The 17319-nt window shown below is 72.5% G+C and carries 16 protein-coding genes; 11 read left to right on the top strand and 5 right to left on the bottom strand.

Going from position 1 to position 17319, the window contains the following annotated elements:
• The first annotated feature begins 95 nt into the window (after positions 1-95).
• A complete protein-coding gene (locus tag IF67_RS0131420) occupies positions 96-917 on the top strand; it encodes a serine hydrolase domain-containing protein (protein WP_030991432.1) in 822 nt (273 codons plus the stop codon).
• A 75-nt stretch (positions 918-992) separates the two neighbouring features.
• Here the strand turns inward: IF67_RS0131420 and IF67_RS0131415 are convergent, their stop codons facing one another.
• The gene (locus IF67_RS0131415; RefSeq protein ID WP_030991431.1) at positions 993-1664 is read right to left on the bottom strand and encodes a pirin family protein; all 672 of its coding nucleotides are present in this window, start codon (positions 1662-1664) and stop codon (positions 993-995) included.
• Positions 1665-1721: 57 nt separating this feature from the next.
• Here IF67_RS0131415 and IF67_RS0131410 point away from each other — a divergent pair, with 57 nt between their 5' ends.
• The 5 genes from IF67_RS0131410 (at position 1722) to IF67_RS0131390 (ending at position 6694) form a co-directional block, all read left to right on the top strand.
• On the top strand, positions 1722-2906 hold the full coding sequence (locus IF67_RS0131410; protein ID WP_030991430.1) for a PucR family transcriptional regulator: 1185 nt from the start codon (positions 1722-1724) through the stop codon (positions 2904-2906).
• A gap of 89 nt (positions 2907-2995) precedes the next feature.
• Entirely contained in the window at positions 2996-3937 is a 942-nt protein-coding gene (locus IF67_RS0131405) for an ACP S-malonyltransferase (protein WP_030991428.1), read from the top strand.
• A gap of 13 nt (positions 3938-3950) precedes the next feature.
• Positions 3951-4997, top strand: a complete 1047-nt coding sequence (locus tag IF67_RS0131400; protein ID WP_030991426.1) for a ketoacyl-ACP synthase III — start codon at positions 3951-3953, stop codon at positions 4995-4997.
• Positions 4998-5102: 105 nt separating this feature from the next.
• Positions 5103-5351, top strand: coding sequence for an acyl carrier protein (locus tag IF67_RS0131395; protein ID WP_030991425.1), 249 nt, complete (start codon positions 5103-5105; stop codon positions 5349-5351).
• Positions 5352-5428: 77 nt separating this feature from the next.
• The gene (locus IF67_RS0131390; protein WP_030991423.1) at positions 5429-6694 is read left to right on the top strand and encodes a beta-ketoacyl-[acyl-carrier-protein] synthase family protein; all 1266 of its coding nucleotides are present in this window, start codon (positions 5429-5431) and stop codon (positions 6692-6694) included.
• 58 nt (positions 6695-6752) lie between these two features.
• Here IF67_RS0131390 and IF67_RS0131385 read toward each other — a convergent pair whose 3' ends face one another.
• Positions 6753-7643 (bottom strand): NAD(P)-dependent oxidoreductase, encoded by an 891-nt coding sequence (locus tag IF67_RS0131385; RefSeq protein ID WP_030991421.1) that lies wholly within the window; start codon positions 7641-7643, stop codon positions 6753-6755.
• 67 nt (positions 7644-7710) lie between these two features.
• Positions 7711-8205 carry a DUF3145 domain-containing protein gene (locus IF67_RS0131380; protein ID WP_030991420.1) on the bottom strand — a complete coding sequence of 165 codons (495 nt, stop codon included), beginning with the start codon at positions 8203-8205 and terminating at the stop codon, positions 7711-7713.
• A 322-nt stretch (positions 8206-8527) separates the two neighbouring features.
• Here IF67_RS0131380 and IF67_RS0131375 point away from each other — a divergent pair, with 322 nt between their 5' ends.
• The 3 genes from IF67_RS0131375 to IF67_RS0131365 all read left to right on the top strand — a co-directional run bounded on the left by IF67_RS0131375 (position 8528) and on the right by IF67_RS0131365 (position 11339).
• Positions 8528-9418, top strand: coding sequence for an SGNH/GDSL hydrolase family protein (locus IF67_RS0131375; protein WP_030991417.1), 891 nt, complete (start codon positions 8528-8530; stop codon positions 9416-9418).
• A 57-nt stretch (positions 9419-9475) separates the two neighbouring features.
• Positions 9476-10519, top strand: a complete 1044-nt coding sequence (locus IF67_RS0131370) for an aldose epimerase family protein (RefSeq protein WP_030991416.1) — start codon at positions 9476-9478, stop codon at positions 10517-10519.
• A 121-nt stretch (positions 10520-10640) separates the two neighbouring features.
• Positions 10641-11339, top strand: coding sequence for a DUF4097 family beta strand repeat-containing protein (locus tag IF67_RS0131365; protein WP_030991414.1), 699 nt, complete (start codon positions 10641-10643; stop codon positions 11337-11339).
• 98 nt (positions 11340-11437) lie between these two features.
• Here the strand turns inward: IF67_RS0131365 and IF67_RS0131360 are convergent, their stop codons facing one another.
• Positions 11438-14026: a beta-glucosidase family protein gene (locus tag IF67_RS0131360; protein ID WP_030991412.1), complete on the bottom strand. Its 2589-nt coding sequence runs from the start codon at positions 14024-14026 to the stop codon at positions 11438-11440.
• Positions 14027-14167: 141 nt separating this feature from the next.
• Here IF67_RS0131360 and IF67_RS0131355 point away from each other — a divergent pair, with 141 nt between their 5' ends.
• Complete coding sequence (locus IF67_RS0131355) at positions 14168-14839, top strand: TetR/AcrR family transcriptional regulator (protein ID WP_037840110.1); 672 nt, start codon at positions 14168-14170, stop codon at positions 14837-14839.
• Positions 14840-14888: 49 nt separating this feature from the next.
• Here IF67_RS0131355 and IF67_RS0131350 read toward each other — a convergent pair whose 3' ends face one another.
• Positions 14889-15770, bottom strand: a complete 882-nt coding sequence (locus IF67_RS0131350) for an LppU/SCO3897 family protein (RefSeq protein WP_030991408.1) — start codon at positions 15768-15770, stop codon at positions 14889-14891.
• Positions 15771-15932: 162 nt separating this feature from the next.
• On the opposite strand from IF67_RS0131350, the gene IF67_RS0131345 reads away from it, so the two are divergent.
• A complete protein-coding gene (locus IF67_RS0131345; RefSeq protein ID WP_030991406.1) occupies positions 15933-17234 on the top strand; it encodes a hypothetical protein in 1302 nt (433 codons plus the stop codon).
• Positions 17235-17319 lie beyond the last annotated feature (85 nt).

Here is a 17319-nt window from a genome sequence, read left to right as displayed (position 1 = left end):
CCAGGCAAGTGCGGATCACGGGCAGACTTGACCGGAAATTGGGGAGCGCGGGCCTGTCCGTGGGCCGGGTCCGGACAGCCTTTAGGCTCGTGGGCATGCAGAGCCTGCGGATGATCGAGAACTGGCCGGTGCCCACCGCTGCGGCCGCCGTCGTACGAGCCGATGGATCGGTGGCCGGATTTTACGGCCCCCTGGAGCACCGCTTCCCGCTGGCGTCCGTGACCAAGCCGCTGGCCGCGTACGCCGCCCTGCTGGCCGTCGAGGAGGGCGCCATCGAGCTGGACGAGCCGGCCGGACCCGAGGGGTCCACGGTCCGTCATCTCCTCGCCCACACCTCGGGGCTGGCCTTCGACGAGCAGCGCACGATGGCCGAGCCGGGCACCCGCAGGCTCTACTCCAACACCGGTTTCGAGGCACTGGGCGACCACATAGCCAAGGCCACCGACATCCCCTTCCCGCAGTATCTGCACGAGGCGGTGCTCGCACCGCTCGGGATGACCGCGACGGACCTTCCCGGCTCCCCCGCCAAGGACGGCGTCTCCACCGTCGCCGACCTGGCCCGTTTCGCCGCGGAGCTCCAGGCGCCGCGGCTGCTCGCGCCGCAGACGCTCGCGGCGGCGACCGAGGTGGCCTTCCCCGGCCTGACCGGTGTGCTGCCCGGCTACGGCCACCAGAAGCCCAACGACTGGGGGCTGGGCTTCGAGATCCGCGACGGCAAGTCACCGCACTGGACGGGCAGCGCCTCCTCGCCCCGCACCTTCGGGCACTTCGGGCAGTCCGGAACGTTCCTGTGGGTGGACCCGGACGCGCGCGCGGCATGTGTGGCGCTGGCCGACCGGGCCTTCGGGCCGTGGGCCGTCGAGGCCTGGCCGCAGCTGACCGACGCGGTGCTGGCCGAGCTGGCACAGAGCGCCTGACGGCGCCGTACGGCCCGGACCGGTACCGGCGGCTCCGGGCCCGCGGCCCTCCTCACCCGTCCGTCGGCTCGGCTCTCACCCGTACGCCGACTCCGCCCCCATCTCCCACACCAGGCACTCCGCCGCCGTCAGCCCCTTCAGCTCCTGCCCCACCCCGTCGGTGATCCGCGCCGCGTCACCGGCCTCCAGCCGCTCCGCACCGATCCGTACGGCGCCGCGCACCACGTGCACATACGCCCGTGCGGCATCCGGGACCGCGGTGCGCTCGTCCTCGGCGAGGCGGCGCAGATGCAGCAGGGCGCCGGCCCGTGCGACCGCGTACGGGGTGCCGTCGGCGATACCGCGCACCACCTCGTACGACGGCTCCCCGCCGTATTCGAGCGGCGCCAGCCACATCTGGACGAAGCGCAGCGGCTGCGCCCCGTCGTTGCGCTCCACGTGCCGCACGCCACCGGCCGAGCTGAGCCGCTGGAGATCACCGGGGCGTACGGTGGTCTCGTGGCCGGCCGAGTCGCGGTGGGTCAGCTCGCCCTCGACCACCCAGGTCACGATCTCCGTGTCGCGGTGCGGATGCTCGTCGAAGCCGGCGCCGGCCGTCAGCCGCTCCTCGTTGCAGGCGATCAGCGCGCCGAAGCGCAGATTTTCCGGGTCGAAATGAGGCCCGAAGGAGAACGCGTGGAGCGACTCGATCCCGGCCTCCGCGTCCCCGCCCGGATACCGTTCATGGCCTCTACGCACCTGAATCATGGGGCCACCGTAGCCCCGCCCCCTCACCTCCCCGCCCCGATAGTGCAGGCTTGTCCCGTGTCTGAACCCGCATCGCGCGACGCGCACCCGCACTCCGCCACCCTCCGGCGCCTGGAGAATTCCTCCGGCAAACTGGCGGCCGCGGCCATCGCCCGCATGGACGCCACGCTGTCGTGGTACCGCGCGATGCCCCCGGAGAACCGCTCCTGGATCGGCCTGGTGGCCCAGGCCGGTATCGCCGCCTTCACCGAATGGTTCCGGCATCCGGAGACCCCGCAGGCGATCAGTACCGATGTCTTCGGCACGGCGCCGCGCGAGCTGACCCGGGCGATCACGCTGCGGCAGACCGTGGAAATGGTCCGGACCACGATCGAGGTCATGGAGTCCGCGATCGACGAGGTCGCGGCCCCGGGCGACGAGTCCGTGCTGCGCGAGGCGCTGCTGGTCTACGCCCGGGAGATCGCCTTCGCCACCGCCCAGGTCTACGCCCAGGCCGCCGAGGCCCGCGGCGCGTGGGACGCCCGGCTGGAGTCGCTGGTGGTCAACGCGGTGCTGTCGGGCGAGGCCGACGAGGGCGCGGTCTCCCGTGCGGCGGCACTGGGATGGAACTCCCCCGAGCATGTGTGTGTGGTGCTGGGCACCGCCCCGGACGGGGACAGCGAACTGACCGTGGAGGCGATCCGGCGGGCCGCCCGGCACGCCAAGCTCCAGGTGCTGACCGGCGTGCTGGGCTCCCGCCTGGTGGTGATCGCGGGCGGCTCGGACAATCCGCTGAAGGCCGCGAAGGCGCTGATCGGCCCGTATGCCGCCGGTGCCGTGGTGGCCGGTCCGGTGGTCTCCGATCTGCTGGCCGCGACCCGCTCGGCCCAGGCCGCGGCCGCCGGGCTGCGGGCGTGTGCCGCCTGGCCCGACGCCCCGCGGCCGGTGCTCGCGGACGACCTGCTTCCGGAGCGCGCGATGGCCTCTGATCCGGTTGCCCGCGAGCAGCTGGTGGAGGAGATCTACAGACCGCTGGAGGAAGCCGGGTCGGCACTTCTGGAGACGCTGAGCGTTTACCTGGAGCAGGCGAGCAGTCTGGAGGGCGCCGCCCGGATGCTGTTCGTGCACCCCAACACCGTGCGCTATCGGCTGCGACGTGTGACGGACGTCACCGGCTGGTCACCCTCCGATGTGCGCTCGGCGTTCACCCTCCGTATCGCTTTGATTCTGGGGCGTCTGGCTGACAGTGAGGCGCAACCCTAGACTTTTGTCGGACATCAACAATTCCCCCGATGGTTCTTCGTCCCTGTCCCCACGGGCGGGCGGAACCACCCACAAGAGAGAGTGTGAGGGTGCTCGTACTCGTCGCTCCCGGCCAAGGCGCTCAGACGCCCGGCTTCCTGACTCCCTGGCTCGACCTCCCCGGTGTCGAGGACCAGCTCCGTGCCTGGTCGGACGCCATCGACCTGGACCTGGTCCACTACGGCACCAAGGCGAACGAGGAGGAGATCCGCGACACCGCGGTGGCGCAGCCGCTGCTGGTGGCGTCCGCCCTGATCTCCGCCCGGCAGCTGTTCGCGACGGCCGACGACGTTGCCGCGCAGGTCGGCGCGGCGGCCGGCCACAGCGTCGGTGAGCTGGCCGCCGCCGCGCTGACCGGCACGGTCTCCGACGAGGCCGCGATGCGGCTGGTGCGCCGGCGCGGCCAGGCGATGGCCGAGGCGGCCGCCGTCACCGAGACCGGTATGGCCGCGCTGCTGGGCGGCGACGAGGCCGTCGTCATCCCGCATCTGGAGCAGCTGGGCCTGACCCCGGCGAATGTGAACGGCGCCGGACAGATCGTCGCCGCGGGCACCGCCGAGCAGATCGCCGCGCTGGTCGAGAACAAGCCGGAGGGCACTCGCCGGGTCGTACCGCTGAAGGTGGCCGGCGCGTTCCATACTCACCACATGGCACCCGCCGTCTCCGCCCTGGAATCCGCGACCACCGAGCTGTCGGTCGCCGATCCGCACACCCGCTACGTCTCCAACAAGGACGGGCAGCTGGTCTCCGACGGCCGGGAACTGGTGCAGCGGCTGGTGGGCCAGGTGGCCAACCCCGTGCGCTGGGACCTGTGCATGGAGACCTTCAAGGAGCTCGGGGTCACCGCGCTCATCGAGGCGGCTCCCGGTGGCACGCTCACCGGCCTGGCCAAGCGCGCGCTGCCCGGCGTGCGGACCCTCGCCCTCAAGACGCCCGACGACCTCGACGCGGCCCGCACGCTGATCGCCGAGCAATCTGCACCGGCCGAATAGGAGTCCGAAGCGCATGACCTCGAAGATCAAGCCCTCGAAGGGCGCCCCGTACGCGCGGATCATGGGCGTCGGCGGCTACCGCCCGACCCGGGTCGTGCCCAACGAGGAGATCCTCAAGCACATCGACTCGTCCGACGAGTGGATCCGCTCGCGGTCCGGTATCGCGACCCGCCACTGGGCGGGCCCCGAGGAGACCGTCGCGACCATGTCGGTCGAGGCGTCCGGCAAGGCCATCGCCGACGCCGGGATCACGCCCGAGCAGATCGGCGCCGTGATCGTCTCCACCGTTTCGCACTTCAAGCAGACCCCGGCGATCGCGACCGAGATCGCGCACCGCATCGGTGCCGGCAAGCCGGCCGCGTTCGACATCTCGGCGGGCTGTGCGGGCTTCGGCTACGGCCTGACCCTGGCCAAGGGCCTGGTGACCGAGGGCTCGGCGGAGTATGTGCTGGTCCTGGGCGTCGAGCGGCTCTCGGACCTGACCGACCTGGAGGACCGCGCGACGGCCTTCCTCTTCGGTGACGGTGCCGGCGCGGTGGTCGTCGGCCCGGCCACCGAGCCCGAGATCGGCCCGACCGTCTGGGGCTCGGAGGGCGACAAGTCCGAGACCATCAAGCAGACCCTCGGCTGGGACGTCTACCGCTCCCATCCGCTCCCCGGAGGGGATGCCCCTGAGGGGCGCCCCGCTCCGGAGGAGATCCGTTACCCCGCCATCACGCAGGAGGGCCAGTCGGTCTTCCGGTGGGCGGTGTTCGAGATGGCGAAGGTCGCCCAGCAGGCGCTGGACGCGGCCGGAGTCAGCCCGGACGACCTGGACGTCTTCATCCCGCACCAGGCCAACATGCGGATCATCGACTCGATGGTGAAGACTCTGAAGCTGCCGGAGAGCGTGACGGTCGCCCGCGACGTGGAGACCACCGGCAACACCTCGGCCGCCTCCATTCCGCTCGCCATGGAGCGACTGTTGGCGACCGGACAGGCCAAGAGCGGCGACACCGCGCTGGTCATCGGCTTCGGGGCGGGTCTCGTCTACGCCGCGACGGTCGTTACCCTCCCCTAGGCAAGATCTGCGCAGCGCCGTACGTCCTCGGATGTGTCGGCCGTCGCACGGATCTTCACCGCAAGTAACGCAGTTTCCCCATAAAATGACCGAAGGAGCGCCATCATGGCCGCCACTCAGGAAGAGATCGTTGCCGGTCTCGCCGAGATCGTGAACGAGATCGCCGGGATCCCCACCGAGGACGTCCAGGTGGACAAGTCCTTCACCGACGACCTGGACGTCGACTCGCTGTCCATGGTCGAGGTCGTCGTCGCCGCCGAAGAGCGCTTCGACGTGAAGATCCCGGACGACGACGTCAAGAACCTCAAGACGGTCGGCGACGCGACCGAGTACATCCTCAAGCACCAGAGCTGATCCAGCTCCTGCGCATGTCGCCACCCCGCGGTGGCGCCGTCGATTCAGACCCCTCTACCCGTGGAGTAAGAATTCCCGTGAACGCGACCAATCGCACCGTGGTCGTCACCGGTATCGGCGCAACCACACCGCTGGGTGGCGACAGCGCTTCGTCCTGGGAGGCCATGCTCGCCGGACGTTCCGGTGTCGGCACGCTCGACCAGGACTGGGCGGCCGAGCTTCCCGTCCGGATCGCCGCACAGGCGGCCGTGGACCCGGCGGAGGTCCTCCCCCGGGCGCAGGCCCGCAAGCTGGACCGCTCGGCGCAGCTCGCGCTGATCGCGGCCCGCGAGGCCTGGGCGGACGCCGGTTTCACCGCCAGGGCCGGTGAGGACACCTCGGTGGACCCCGACCGGCTCGGCGCCGTCATTGCCTCCGGCATCGGCGGCGTGACCACCCTGCTCGGCCAGTACGACGTGCTCAAGGAGAAGGGCGTCCGCCGCGTCTCCCCGCACACCGTGCCGATGCTGATGCCCAACGGCCCGTCCGCCAACGTCGGCCTGGATGTGAACGCCCGCGCCGGTGTGCACACCCCGGTCAGCGCCTGTGCGTCCGGCTCCGAGGCGATCGGCTACGCCATCGAGATGATCCGTACGGGCCGCGCCGACATCGTCATCGCGGGCGGTACGGAGGCGGCCATCCATCCGCTGCCGATCGCCGCCTTCGGCAACATGATGGCGATGTCGAAGTCCAACGACGACCCGCAGGGCGCCTCCCGGCCCTTCGACACCGCGCGCAACGGTTTCGTCATGGGTGAGGGCGCCGGCGTGATCGTCCTGGAGTCGGCCGAGCACGCCGCCAAGCGCGGCGCCCGGGTCTACGCCGAGGCCGTCGGCCAGGGCATCTCCGCCGACAGCCACGACATCGTGCAGCCCGAGCCGTCCGGCAACGGCATTGCACACGCACTCCAGAACCTCCTGGACTCCAACGACCTCGACCCGGCGGAGATCGTGCACGTGAACGCGCACGCCACCTCCACGCCGCAGGGCGACCTGGCCGAACTGAAGGCGCTGCGCAAGGTGTTCGGCGACGACACCGACCACATGGCGGTCTCCGCCACGAAGTCGATGACGGGCCACCTCCTGGGCGGCGCCGGCGGTGTCGAGACGGTCGCCGCGATCCTGGCGCTGTACCACCGGGTGGCACCGCCGACGATCAACGTCGACGAGCTCGACCCGGAGGTCGACGCGGACATCGTCCGCGGCGAGCCCCGCAAGCTGCCCGCCGAGGGCCGCATCGCGGCCCTGAACGACTCGTTCGGCTTCGGCGGCCACAACGTGGTGCTGGCCTTCCGGACGGTCTGACCCGCACCGTCAGGGCCCGTCCCGGTGATACGTCACCGGGGCGGGCCCTGTGCATGTCTCAGCCGTCGAAGCTGGCGAAGTACGCGGCGGTTGCGTCCTCTTGGCCGTGGCCCTGCTGCTCGGCCCGGCGGAGGCGTTCCGCGGCCGCCGTCGCCAGATCCATCCGCACTCCGGTGTCCCGGGCCGCCTCCAGGATGAGCCGGGCGTCCTTGCGGGCCGCGGACACCGTGAAGCTCGCGGGGTAGTTCTCGGCCAGGATCAGCTCGGATTTCAGCCGGAGATACGGCATGTCGAGCGCCCCGCCGGCGACCGCGTCGAGGAAGTCGCGGGCGTCCACACCGAGCGCCCCGGCGAGCGCGACGGACTCACCCGTACCGCTGATGACCGTCAGCACCCAGTTGTTGACGACGAGCTTGAGACGGCTCGCCGCTCCGCTCGCAGCGTCCTCACCGACCCACAGGGTCCGGCTCCCGACGCAGTCGAAAACCCGCCCGGCGCGCTCCCGTACGTCCTGCGGGCCGGCCGCCAGGACCGTCAAGTCCCCCTTCTCCGCGGGCGCCTTGGTGCCGAGCACGGGGGCGTCCACGAACCGCAGGCGGTGCGCGTCGGCGAACCGGGCGAGAGACGGCAGCGCTTCGGTGCCCACCGTGCTCGTCTGGAGCCACAGGGCGCCGGCCGGCAGCGCGGCGGCGGCCTGCCCGATGGCCTGGAGGACGGCCTCGCCGTCGAGCAGCATCGTGAGGACCACATCGGCGCCGTCCACCGCCTCGGCGGGAGTGCCGGTGACGCGGATCCCGTCGGCGGCCAGCGGCTCGGCCTTGGCGCGCGTGCGGTTCCAGGCACGGACGTCGTGGCCCGCCCCGGCGAGGTTGCGGGCCATCGCCGCACCCATGATTCCGGTGCCGAGCACCGCTACGGAAAGGGCGTCGGAAGAGTTGTTGTCGGCCATGACGGCACGCTAGGCGGTGGAGCGGACTCCAGGGCAACCACTGCCGCGTGTCGCAGCCCAGGGGGCGCTAGACGACCTGGTGGAGCCAGCGGACCGGGGCGCCCTCGCCCGCGTACCGGAACGGCTCCAGTTCGTCGTCCCAGGGCTTGCCGAGGAGCTTGTCGACCTCGGCGGCCAGCTCGGTCTCGCCGCGCGCCGAGCGGGCGGCCGCGGCGCGCAGCCGGTCCTCGGGGATGAGGATGTCGCCGTGGATGCCCGTGACGGCGTGGAAGATGCCCAGTTCGGGGGTGGAGCTGTAGCGCTCGCCCTCGGCGGTGGAGCAGGGTTCCGCGGTCACTTCGAAACGCAGCAGATGCCAGCCGCGCAGCGCGGAGGCCAGCTTGGAGGCCGTACCGACCTCCCCCTGCCAGGAGAACTCCGCTCTCCAGGTGCCCGGGGACGCCGGCTGGCGGATCCAGTCGAGATTGACGCGCACACCGAGGACGCCCGCCACGGCCCATTCGACATGCGGGCACAGCGCGCGCGGAGCGGAGTGGACGTACAGAACTCCACGTGTCGTCACCGGGACCTCCAGTGCGGTTCGAGGTTCGCCTTCCCCAGCGGCCTCGTGCCCGTTCCGGTTGCGGCCGGGACAGTTGTCATTCTGCCCCAGTGGTCACTTCGGCACCAGCATGCTGGTGACCTACAGTAAACACCATTGGGCGGAATTTGCCGCAAAAGGGACAGGAAATGACGTGATGTAATTTGTCTGTGCCGACTGCACTGGCCACATTGGGTCACCGCCCGGCAGGCACGGGGCAAAGCTACCGCGCGGTGCCGGTCGAGGGGGTGACGTACCGTCGGTACCCGAAGAGATATCACTCGCACGCCGGAGGGGACAGGGGATGGCGCGGATCGATCGGCCCTTTCGCCCCCGGCACCGCCGTTTCGGCCTCCGCTCCTCACGCACCGTCGCCGTCGCGTCCGTGCTGGTGATCGCCCTCACCTCCTGTAGCTCCGGCGGCGACCCCGGCAAGCGGCACGCCAAGCCGGCGCCCGTCTGGCGCACCGCCCCCCGCTCGATCGCGGCACTCGGCGACTCGATCACCGTCGGCTTCGACGCCTGTACGCTGCTCTCCGACTGCCCCCAGGTCTCCTGGGCCACCGGCACCGATCCCAGGGTCGACAGCCTCACCCGACGGCTGGTCAAACACCCCGCCACGCACAGCTGGAACTTCGCCAGGACCGGTGCGCTGATGAGCGATCTGCCGGACCAGTTCACCAAGGCCGTCGACCACAGGCCCGAGCTGGTCACGGTCCTCATCGGCGCCAACGACGCCTGCCGGCGCGATGTCGCGGCGATGACCCCGAAGGCCGCCTTCCAGGCCGACTTCGCGCGGTCCATGAAGTATCTGCGGCGCGCGCTGCCGCACACCCAGGTGTATGTCGCGGCGGTCCCTGATCTGCTGCGGCTGTGGTCCGAGGGGCGCAAGAACCCGCTCGGCAAACAGGTGTGGAAGCTGGGCATCTGCGGGTCCATGCTGCGCGAGCCGGACGATCTGACGAAGGCGGCGCAGGACCGCCGGGCAACGGTGCAGGAGCAGGTGAGGGCCTACAACTCGGCGCTGGCGGAGGTGTGCGGCAAGGATCCGCTGTGCCGCTTCGACCAGTCGGTCTTCGACTACCGCTTCACGGGGCGCCAGTTGAGCACCTGGGACTGGTTCCACCCGGGAACCAACGGTCAGAAGCAGCTGGCCGCACTGGCGTTCCGCACGATCACCCGGGCACGGCCGTAGCGCCTGCGCGCGGTCCCCGGACGCAGCTCGCCGGGCCGCGGGCATAGGCTCACGCGCATGAGGACGCAGGTCAGCAGGGAACCCTTCGGCACGCTGGACGACGGCACCCGCATCGACCGCTGGACCCTGGAGTCGGCCCCCGCCGGGCTACGGGTCCGCATCCTCACCTACGGCGGGATCGTCCAGACGGTGGAGGCGCCGGACCGGGACGGGGTACGGGGGCAGCTGGCCCTGGGCTTCGCCGACCTCGCGTCGTATGCCGCGCACGGCGGGTCGCACTTCGGCGCGCTGGTCGGGCGGTACGCGAACCGGATCGCCGGGGCGTCCTTCGTCCTCGACGGCAGGACCTGCGCGCTGACGCCGAACAACGGGCGCCACAGTCTGCACGGCGGGCCGGGCGGCTTCTCCCGGGTGGTGTGGGACGCCCGGGAGGTCGACGGTGGTGTGCAGCTGCACCGGGTCAGCCCGGACGGCGAGGAGGGCTTCCCCGGCGCCCTGGACGTGCGCGTGACGTACACCCTCTCCCCCGGCGCGCTGCGTATCGTCTCGCGCGCGACGACCGACACGCCGACCGTCGTCAACCTCACCAACCACACGTACCTCAATCTGGGCGGGGACGGCAGCGGCAGCGCCGCGGGCCATGAGCTGCGGCTGGCGGCGTCCCGGTACACGCCGGACGACGGCACCGGCATTCCGGTGCCCGGCGCGCCCGCCGACGTCACCGGCACCCGCTTCGACTTCCGGGCGGCGCGCGCGGTGGCAGGCGCGTACGACCACAACTTCGCCCTGGACGGCGGGGTGCGCGAGGCGCCGCGCACGGTCGCGGAGCTGTACGACCCGCGCTCGGGCCGCGCTCTGGAGCTGGCCACCACCGAGCCCGGACTCCAGCTCTACACCGCAGATCACCTCGACGGCACCCTGACCGGTACGTCGGGCGTCCCCTACGGCCCGGCGGCCGGTCTCGCCCTGGAGACCCAGCACTTCCCGGACTCCCCGAACCGTCCGGACTTCCCCAGCACGGTGCTGCGGCCCGGCGAGAGCTATCGCTCGGAGACCGTGTACGCGTTCTCGGTGCGGGCGCGGGGTGCGGGGGACCCTTAAGGGCGGGGCCGCACAAGGTCATACTGCACGGCGACGACGCGGGGTGGCGGGGAAGGAACGATGAGCAGTGACCGGATATCCGGTCTTCGTGTCCGTTGCCTGCTCCGGGAGACCTCTCACCATGGCCCGCCTTCGCGTTCCCCATCTCGTGCTGTCCTGTGCGGCGTTGACCGTGCTGATGACCGGCTGCTCGCTGTCGGGATACGGCCCGACGAAGGACGCGGAGCGGACGTACACCGTGCGCGGCACGGTCACCGCGCTGTCGGCGACGACGCACGGCGGGAACATCGAGGTCGTGCCGGTCGACGCCGGCGGGTCGGTCAAGGTGACGGAGAAGTATGTGTACAACGACCAGAAGCCGAACCCCGAACACGGGGTCGAGGGCGGCCGGCTGACGCTCAAGGCCGAGGACTGCGGCATGGGGCGCAAGTGCGAGGTGAACTACCGGGTCCTGCTGCCACGCAACGCCTCGGTCGACCTGCGCACCAGCGGCGGGGACATCACCGTCCACGGCGCCGCGGGCGGGATCACCGCGGAGACCAGCGGCGGCGACATCACCGTCGCGGACTCCACGGCCCGCACGGCGAAGGCGAAGACCAGCGGCGGAGATGTGGACCTCGCGCTGTCCGCGGCGCCCGACGAGGTGTCGGGCCGGACCAGCGGAGGCAATGTCACCATCCGCCTCCCGAAGGGCTCCTACGCGGTGAACGCCACGACCAGCGGCGGCACCCGCAAGGTCTCCGTCCCGACGGACGAAAACTCCGCGCACAAGGTGACGGCCCGGACGAGCGGCGGTGATGTGTCGGTGGTGACCTCATGAGGGAGTGCGGGGGACGCAGCGGGCGCGGGGGGCGTTCCTGGGGAGGAGCGCCCCCGTCTCCGGCCTTGGCCCCGGCCCCGTCGCCGGACGCGGCCCCGTCAGCCGACCGTGACCTCGGCCGTCAGCCTGCGGTCGTCGACGCTGTGCGCCGCCTCGACGAGGTAGACGCCCTTGACCCGGCGCCAGCCGCCCTCCTCCGCCGCCCCGACGTCCCCCGCTTCGCCACCGCCACCGCCGTCGCCCTCGTCCCAGACCGCGAAGGCCCGGTCCGGCAGCGGGATCTCGGCCTCCGCACTCTCCCCGGGGCGGGCCTCGACGACGGCGAAGCCGGCCAGCCAGCGGGCCGGGCGCTCCGGAGCGTCAGGGGCGGCGTCCGCGGTGGGCGCCAGATAGACCTGGACGACCTCGCGGCCGGTCCGGTCGCCCGTGTTGCGCACCCGCACCCGCACCGAGTCGGGGGTGGTGTCCAGCGACTCGTACTCCCAGTCGGTGTAGCCGAGTCCGTGGCCGAAGGGGTAGGCGGGCGCGGGAGCGGACCGCTGCCAGGCGCGGTAGCCGATGTGCACCCCTTCGGAGTACGCGAGTTGGCCGCCGGCCGGGGTGACGGCGGTGACCGGGGCGTCGCCGAGACGGGCCGGCCAGGTGGTGGGGAGCCGGCCGCCCGGCTCGTGGGCGCCGAGCAGGACGTCGGCCAGCGCCGCGCCGGCCTCCTGACCGGGGAACCAGCTCAGCAGCACGGCAGGCACCTGCTCGCGCCACGGAAGCTCCACCGGGGAGCCGGAGTTGACGACCACGACGGTGTGCGGGTTGGCGGCGGCGACCCGGGTGACCAGCTCGTCCTGACGGCCGGGCAGCCGCAGATCGCGGCGGTCGAAGCCCTCGGACTCGACCTCGTCGGTGGTGGCGACGACCACGACCGCGACATCGGCCTCGGCCGCGGCGTGGACGGCCTCGGCGATCTCCGCGTCGTCATCGAGCTGCGGTGCGCTGTGGCCGAGGGCGAAGTTCAGCCCGTCCAGGCCCTCACCGAGGTCCGGGCCGCCGGGCACGAACCGCAGGGTGACCCCGACGCTCTCGCCCGCCGTCAGCTCCGCCGTCAGCCGCCGCTCGACGGGGTGCATGAACGCCTCGAACGGGTCGTTGCCGTCCGGCGCGCAGCGGTCGTCGAAGAGGACCGCACCGTTGACGGTCAGCCGCAGCGCGCCGGTGCCGGAGACGGCGAGGGTGTGGCGGCCGGTGCTGTGCGGGGTGAAGCTGCCGGCCAGCTCGACGGCGCCCAGGTTCTGCCGGGTGACGCCCGCGGGGAGGCGGCCCATCACCCGCACCTGGCCGTCGAACTGGGGAATCTCGGCGAGCAGTTGGCCGTCGGCGGCCAGGTAGCGGGCACGCAGCGTGAAGCCTTCGCGGGCGTACGGGACCCAGGTGCGCGGCTCCGCGCCGAGCGCGAAGGTGACCTCGACGTCATCGGGGAGCGCGGCGCGCAGTCCCTCCAGCGGGGAGACCACCGCGTCGGGGAAGACGGTCGCCGAACCTCCGCCGAGCACCCGGGCGTCACGGGCGGCCGCCCCGATGACGGCGACCCTGCGGACGGCCGAGGCGTCGACCGGCAGCGCCCGTCGCGCCGCGCCCACCGGCTCGTTGCGCAGCAGGACGCACCCCCGCCGGGCGATCTCGCGGGCCACCGCCCGGCCGTCGATCCCCTGCGGCACCTCGGCCGGGCCGACCGCGGCCGGCACCCCTTCCAGACATCCGGTACGGGCGGCGAGCAGCAGCACCCGGCGCACCGCGTCGTCCACCTCCGACTCGGCCACCTCACCCGCACGGACGGCCTCGGCGAGCGACGCCCCGTAGACCGTACGGGGCCCCGGCATCGCCACGTCCAGGCCGCCGCGCAGGGCGCGCACGGTGTCGCGGGCGGCCGTCCAGTCGGAGACATTGACGCCGTCGAAGCCCCATTCGCCGCGGAGGACGTCCTGCACGAGCGCGCGGTGTTCGGTCATCGTCACGCCGTTGACCTGGTTGTATGCGGTCATGACGCCCCAGGGGCGGGCGTGTTCGACGATGTGCTCGAAGGGCGCGAGATAGAGCTCACGCAGCGGGCGCGGAGCGATGCAGTTGTCGACCGTGAACCGGTCGGTCTCGGCGTCATTGCCGACGAAGTGCTTGACCGTCGTGCCCACACCGCCTTCCTGCACACCGCGCACATACCCGGCGCCGATCACGCCGGTGAGCAGCGGGTCTTCCGCATAACACTCGAAGTGGCGGCCGCCCAGCGGTGAGCGGTGGAGATTGACCGTCGGCGCGAGGAGTACGTGCACGCCCTTGCGGCGGGCTTCCTGGGCGAGGAGGTGGCCGGCCCGGCGGGCGAGCCCGGGGTCCCAGGTGGCGGCCAGCGCGGTGGGGCTGGGGAGGGCGACCGACGGGTCCTCGGCGTTCCACTCCTGGCCGCGTACACCGACCGGGCCGTCCGACATCACCAGCGACCGCAGCCCGATCGCGGGCACGGCCGGCAGGGTCCACATGTCCTGGCCGGACAGCAGTCCGGCCTTGGTGTCGAGGTCGAGCGCGGCGAGCGCCCGCTCGACCGCTGCGGTGTGGTCCTGCGTGCGGCCACGGGCAAGGCGACGGGCATCGGCATCGGTGGAAGCGGCGGGATCAGTGGGATCGTGGGGCTGGGCGTCGGTCATGCGGCTCTCCGGTACTTCCTCAGTGGACGGGCAGGCCCCCTGTCCCGGATTCTTGCCGCCCCACCTCCCGGCCGGTAGGTGCCGTTACTTTTCCGTTACACCAGTCGTACGGGATCTCCACGCGAGAGTTACGCTCGGCCGGTGACTGCACAAGACCAGGACGGGCCCCGCCGCGGCGGGGCGGGCACCCGGCAGGGCGGTGGCGGGCGGGAGGCCCAGCGCGCGGAGCGGCGCGAGGCCCTCCTGGAGGCCGCCATGGAGCTCATCGCCGAACGCGGCTACCGCCGCACCTCGCTCGCCGCCGTCGCCGAGCGCGCCGGACTGACCCAGCAGGGACTGCTGCACCACTTCCCGACGAAGGAGCTGCTGCTGGTCGGCGTGCTGGAGGCGCGCGACCGCTGGGACCTGGCCTCGGCCGCCGCGGCGTCCGACACCTTGCGCACCGACGCCCTCGCCCAGCTCGTCGACTACAACGCCACCCGTCCCGGCATCGTCCGGACCTACACGGTGCTGTCCGCCGACAGCGTCACCGAGGAGCACCCCGCCCGCGCCTTCTTCGAATCCCGTTTCCGCACCGTACGGGCGTCGATGGCCGAGGTGCTGCGGGCCGAGTACGGCGACACCCTGCCCGGCGGCCTGACCCCGGAGCGGGCGGCGCCGCTGCTGACCGCCGTGATGGACGGCCTGCAACTGCAATGGCTGCTGGACCCGGACGAGGTGGACATGCCGGCGGCGTTCCGGGACTTCCTGGCGCTGCTCGGGCGCGGGGAGGGCGACGGCGACACATCCGGCGAGGAGCCGGACGGGGGCTGACCCCGTACCCGTATGCCCTGTGCCGCTGCGCCTCTGTGCCGCGGTGCCCCTAGCGGGCGGGGGCGAGACAGGAAACCGTCATCTTGTCCGGGCTGTATTCGAGGTCGGCGAGCAGCTCACCGTCGGTGCACTCGTCCTTGGGGGCGTCGAGCCTGCGGGTCACCTTGTACTCCGCGTCGGCCGAACCGCAGTCCACGATCTCCAGGTCCTGGTCCTTCCAGTCGCCTTCGTTGCGTACGCAGTCACCGACGGCGAGAGTGGGCACCTTCCCGATGCCGGCCCCCTGGACGAACGCGCCGAGCACGAACAAGGCCGGGATCGCCAGCACCACGAGGGCCATCGGCACCAGGAACAGCAGCGCCTCCGGCCGGCGCAGCAGCGACTTGCCCGGGTCGAGCGAGGGTCCGAAGCCGCCTACGGGGGCGGCCAGTTTGCGGAAGCGGCCCCGGGGACCGAGGTTCATCAGCAGGGTGAGCGGGGTGATGGCCACGGACAGCGGGCTCCACCAGCCCTGCCACAGCGTCTTCGCGGACATCTCGCGGTAGGTGGCCAGCCCGCAGGAACGGCAGAACATGCCGCGGCGGCTGAGGAACCGCATCAGGAAGAGGAGGCCCTGATGCCCGCGCACGGTGGCCTGCACGGCGGGCTGAGCACCGCAGAGCCGGCACCCCGGGGCGGCGGCGTACGCCTGCGGGTGCTGCTGCGGGTGCGCGTGCGGGTGCTGCTGGGCGTACGGGTACGGGGCCTGGGCCGGGTATCCCGGCTGCGGGGCGTACGGGCCGGCAGGCTGGTGCGGGTAGGCACCCGGCGGCTGGTGCGGAGCGGCACCGGCGGGCTGTTGCGGGTAGGGCCCCGCGGGTGGTTGCGGGTAGGGCCCCGCGGGCGGTTGGGCGTGCGGGTACGGGCCGTGCGGTGGTGGCGGGGTGGCCACAGAGATCCCCCTGAGTCTCGTGGATATCGCCGGACGCGGTGGCGTACCGGGGCGGACTGAACCAGGAACCCTATCCGCGGCCGGCCGGCGGGTGCGGTTCAGGGCGCCGGGCACAGGCCAGGACCCCTACCGCCCCGCGGCGCGCACCGCTTTACTCGCCCCATGAGACGCATACGTACCAGGATCGGCGCGCTCGGTGTCGCGCTGCTGGCCACCGTCCCGCTGTCCCTGACGGCGCCGGCCGCCGCGGCCGCCCCGGCGGATGTCACGGTGGAGGAGGGCCGGCTGACGCAGGCCGCGCCGCAGGAGATCCTGCGGCGCAGTGGATTCGACGCGGCGGAGCGGGAGTTCGGGCGCGGGCTGGCGCGGGTGACCACGTACGAGCAGGCCCGGCGCTATGTCGCGGACGGGGGGCGGGCGCTGTGGCGGCGGGCCGTGGACCGGGCGCAGGGGCGCGGGCCCGACGGCGGCGACCTGAGCCGTGACGACGACCGGCCGCTGTACTGGGCCCGGCTGGGGATGACGAAGCAACTACGGCAGTGGCAGCCGGACTTCGGACTGCCCGAGTCCGCGCGCCGCGCCCTGCTCGGGTCGCTGGAGCGGGGTTCGCGCGGCCAGGACTCGATCGAACTGCCCGCCGGCCAGCACATCCTGCGGATCGTGGTGACCGGGTTCGACCCGTTCCAGCTGGACGCCGACGCGCGGCGCAGCAACCCGTCGGGGGCCGCGGCGCTCGCACTGGACGGGACGACGGTGCGTACCGCCTCGGGGCAGCAGGCCCGGATCGAGACCGCGGTCTTCCCCGTACGGTGGGCCGACTTCGCCGACGGCACCGTGGAGCGCACGCTGCTGCCGCACTTCCGGAGCGGGCCGCGGCAGGCCGACCTGTTCACGACGGTCAGCCAGGGGCGGCCGGGCCGGTTCGACGTCGAGCGGACCAACGGGGCCTGGCGGGGCGGCTATCCGGACAACGCGCGGGACTCCCGTACGGAGACCGTGCCGATTCCGGCGGGGGTGCCGACCGTACGGCCGCAGCCGCAGTGGACGACCACCAGCCTGCCCTACGCGCGGATCGTGGCGGCCGGGACCGGTCCGTTCCCGGTGGCCGACCACACCGAGGTCACCGAGATCCCGGCGGGCGGCACCGGACCGGTCGTGCGGCCGGACGGCCCGACCCCGGGCTCCACGGCCCGTGCCGGGGGCGGCGGCGACTATCTGTCCAACGAGATCGCCTACCGGGCGACCCTGCTGAGGGATGCGGTGCGCCCGGGGCTCCCGGGCGGGCATCTGCACACCCCCGTGCTGGAGTTCGGCCCCGGCAACACGGACCCGGCGAACGGCCAGGTCACCGATCCGGCCTTCGTGCAGAACCGGGTCGCGATCACCAGGCAGGTGCGGGCGATCGTGACGGTGGCGGCGTCGCAGACCGCGGCGGCGCGGGGCGCACGGGGCGCACGGGGGTAGCCGGACGTCTCGGAGGCGGGGCGGGACGGAGGGGGCGCGGGCGCGGCGAAGGCTGCCCGATGGCCCGGACCGCCCGCCCCGCCCC

This window comes from Streptomyces sp. NRRL S-1813 (assembly GCF_000719605.1).
Classification (GTDB): domain Bacteria; phylum Actinomycetota; class Actinomycetes; order Streptomycetales; family Streptomycetaceae; genus Streptomyces; species Streptomyces decoyicus.
This window is presented reverse-complemented; position numbering and strand designations above follow the sequence as displayed.

What these genes read in the sequence shown, in the direction of transcription:
- IF67_RS0131420 (WP_030991432.1), top strand. Translation starts at nt 96, where the DNA reads ATGCAGAGCCTGCGGATGATCGAGAACTGGCCGGTGCCCACCGCTGCG.
- IF67_RS0131415 (WP_030991431.1), bottom strand. Translation starts at nt 1,664, where the DNA reads ATGATTCAGGTGCGTAGAGGCCATGAACGGTATCCGGGCGGGGACGCG.
- IF67_RS0131400 (WP_030991426.1), top strand. Translation starts at nt 3,951, where the DNA reads ATGACCTCGAAGATCAAGCCCTCGAAGGGCGCCCCGTACGCGCGGATC.
- IF67_RS0131395 (WP_030991425.1), top strand. Translation starts at nt 5,103, where the DNA reads ATGGCCGCCACTCAGGAAGAGATCGTTGCCGGTCTCGCCGAGATCGTG.
- IF67_RS0131385 (WP_030991421.1), bottom strand. Translation starts at nt 7,643, where the DNA reads ATGGCCGACAACAACTCTTCCGACGCCCTTTCCGTAGCGGTGCTCGGC.
- IF67_RS0131375 (WP_030991417.1), top strand. Translation starts at nt 8,528, where the DNA reads ATGGCGCGGATCGATCGGCCCTTTCGCCCCCGGCACCGCCGTTTCGGC.
- IF67_RS0131370 (WP_030991416.1), top strand. Translation starts at nt 9,476, where the DNA reads ATGAGGACGCAGGTCAGCAGGGAACCCTTCGGCACGCTGGACGACGGC.
- IF67_RS0131365 (WP_030991414.1), top strand. Translation starts at nt 10,641, where the DNA reads ATGGCCCGCCTTCGCGTTCCCCATCTCGTGCTGTCCTGTGCGGCGTTG.
- IF67_RS0131360 (WP_030991412.1), bottom strand. Translation starts at nt 14,026, where the DNA reads ATGACCGACGCCCAGCCCCACGATCCCACTGATCCCGCCGCTTCCACC.
- IF67_RS0131345 (WP_030991406.1), top strand. Translation starts at nt 15,933, where the DNA reads ATGAGACGCATACGTACCAGGATCGGCGCGCTCGGTGTCGCGCTGCTG.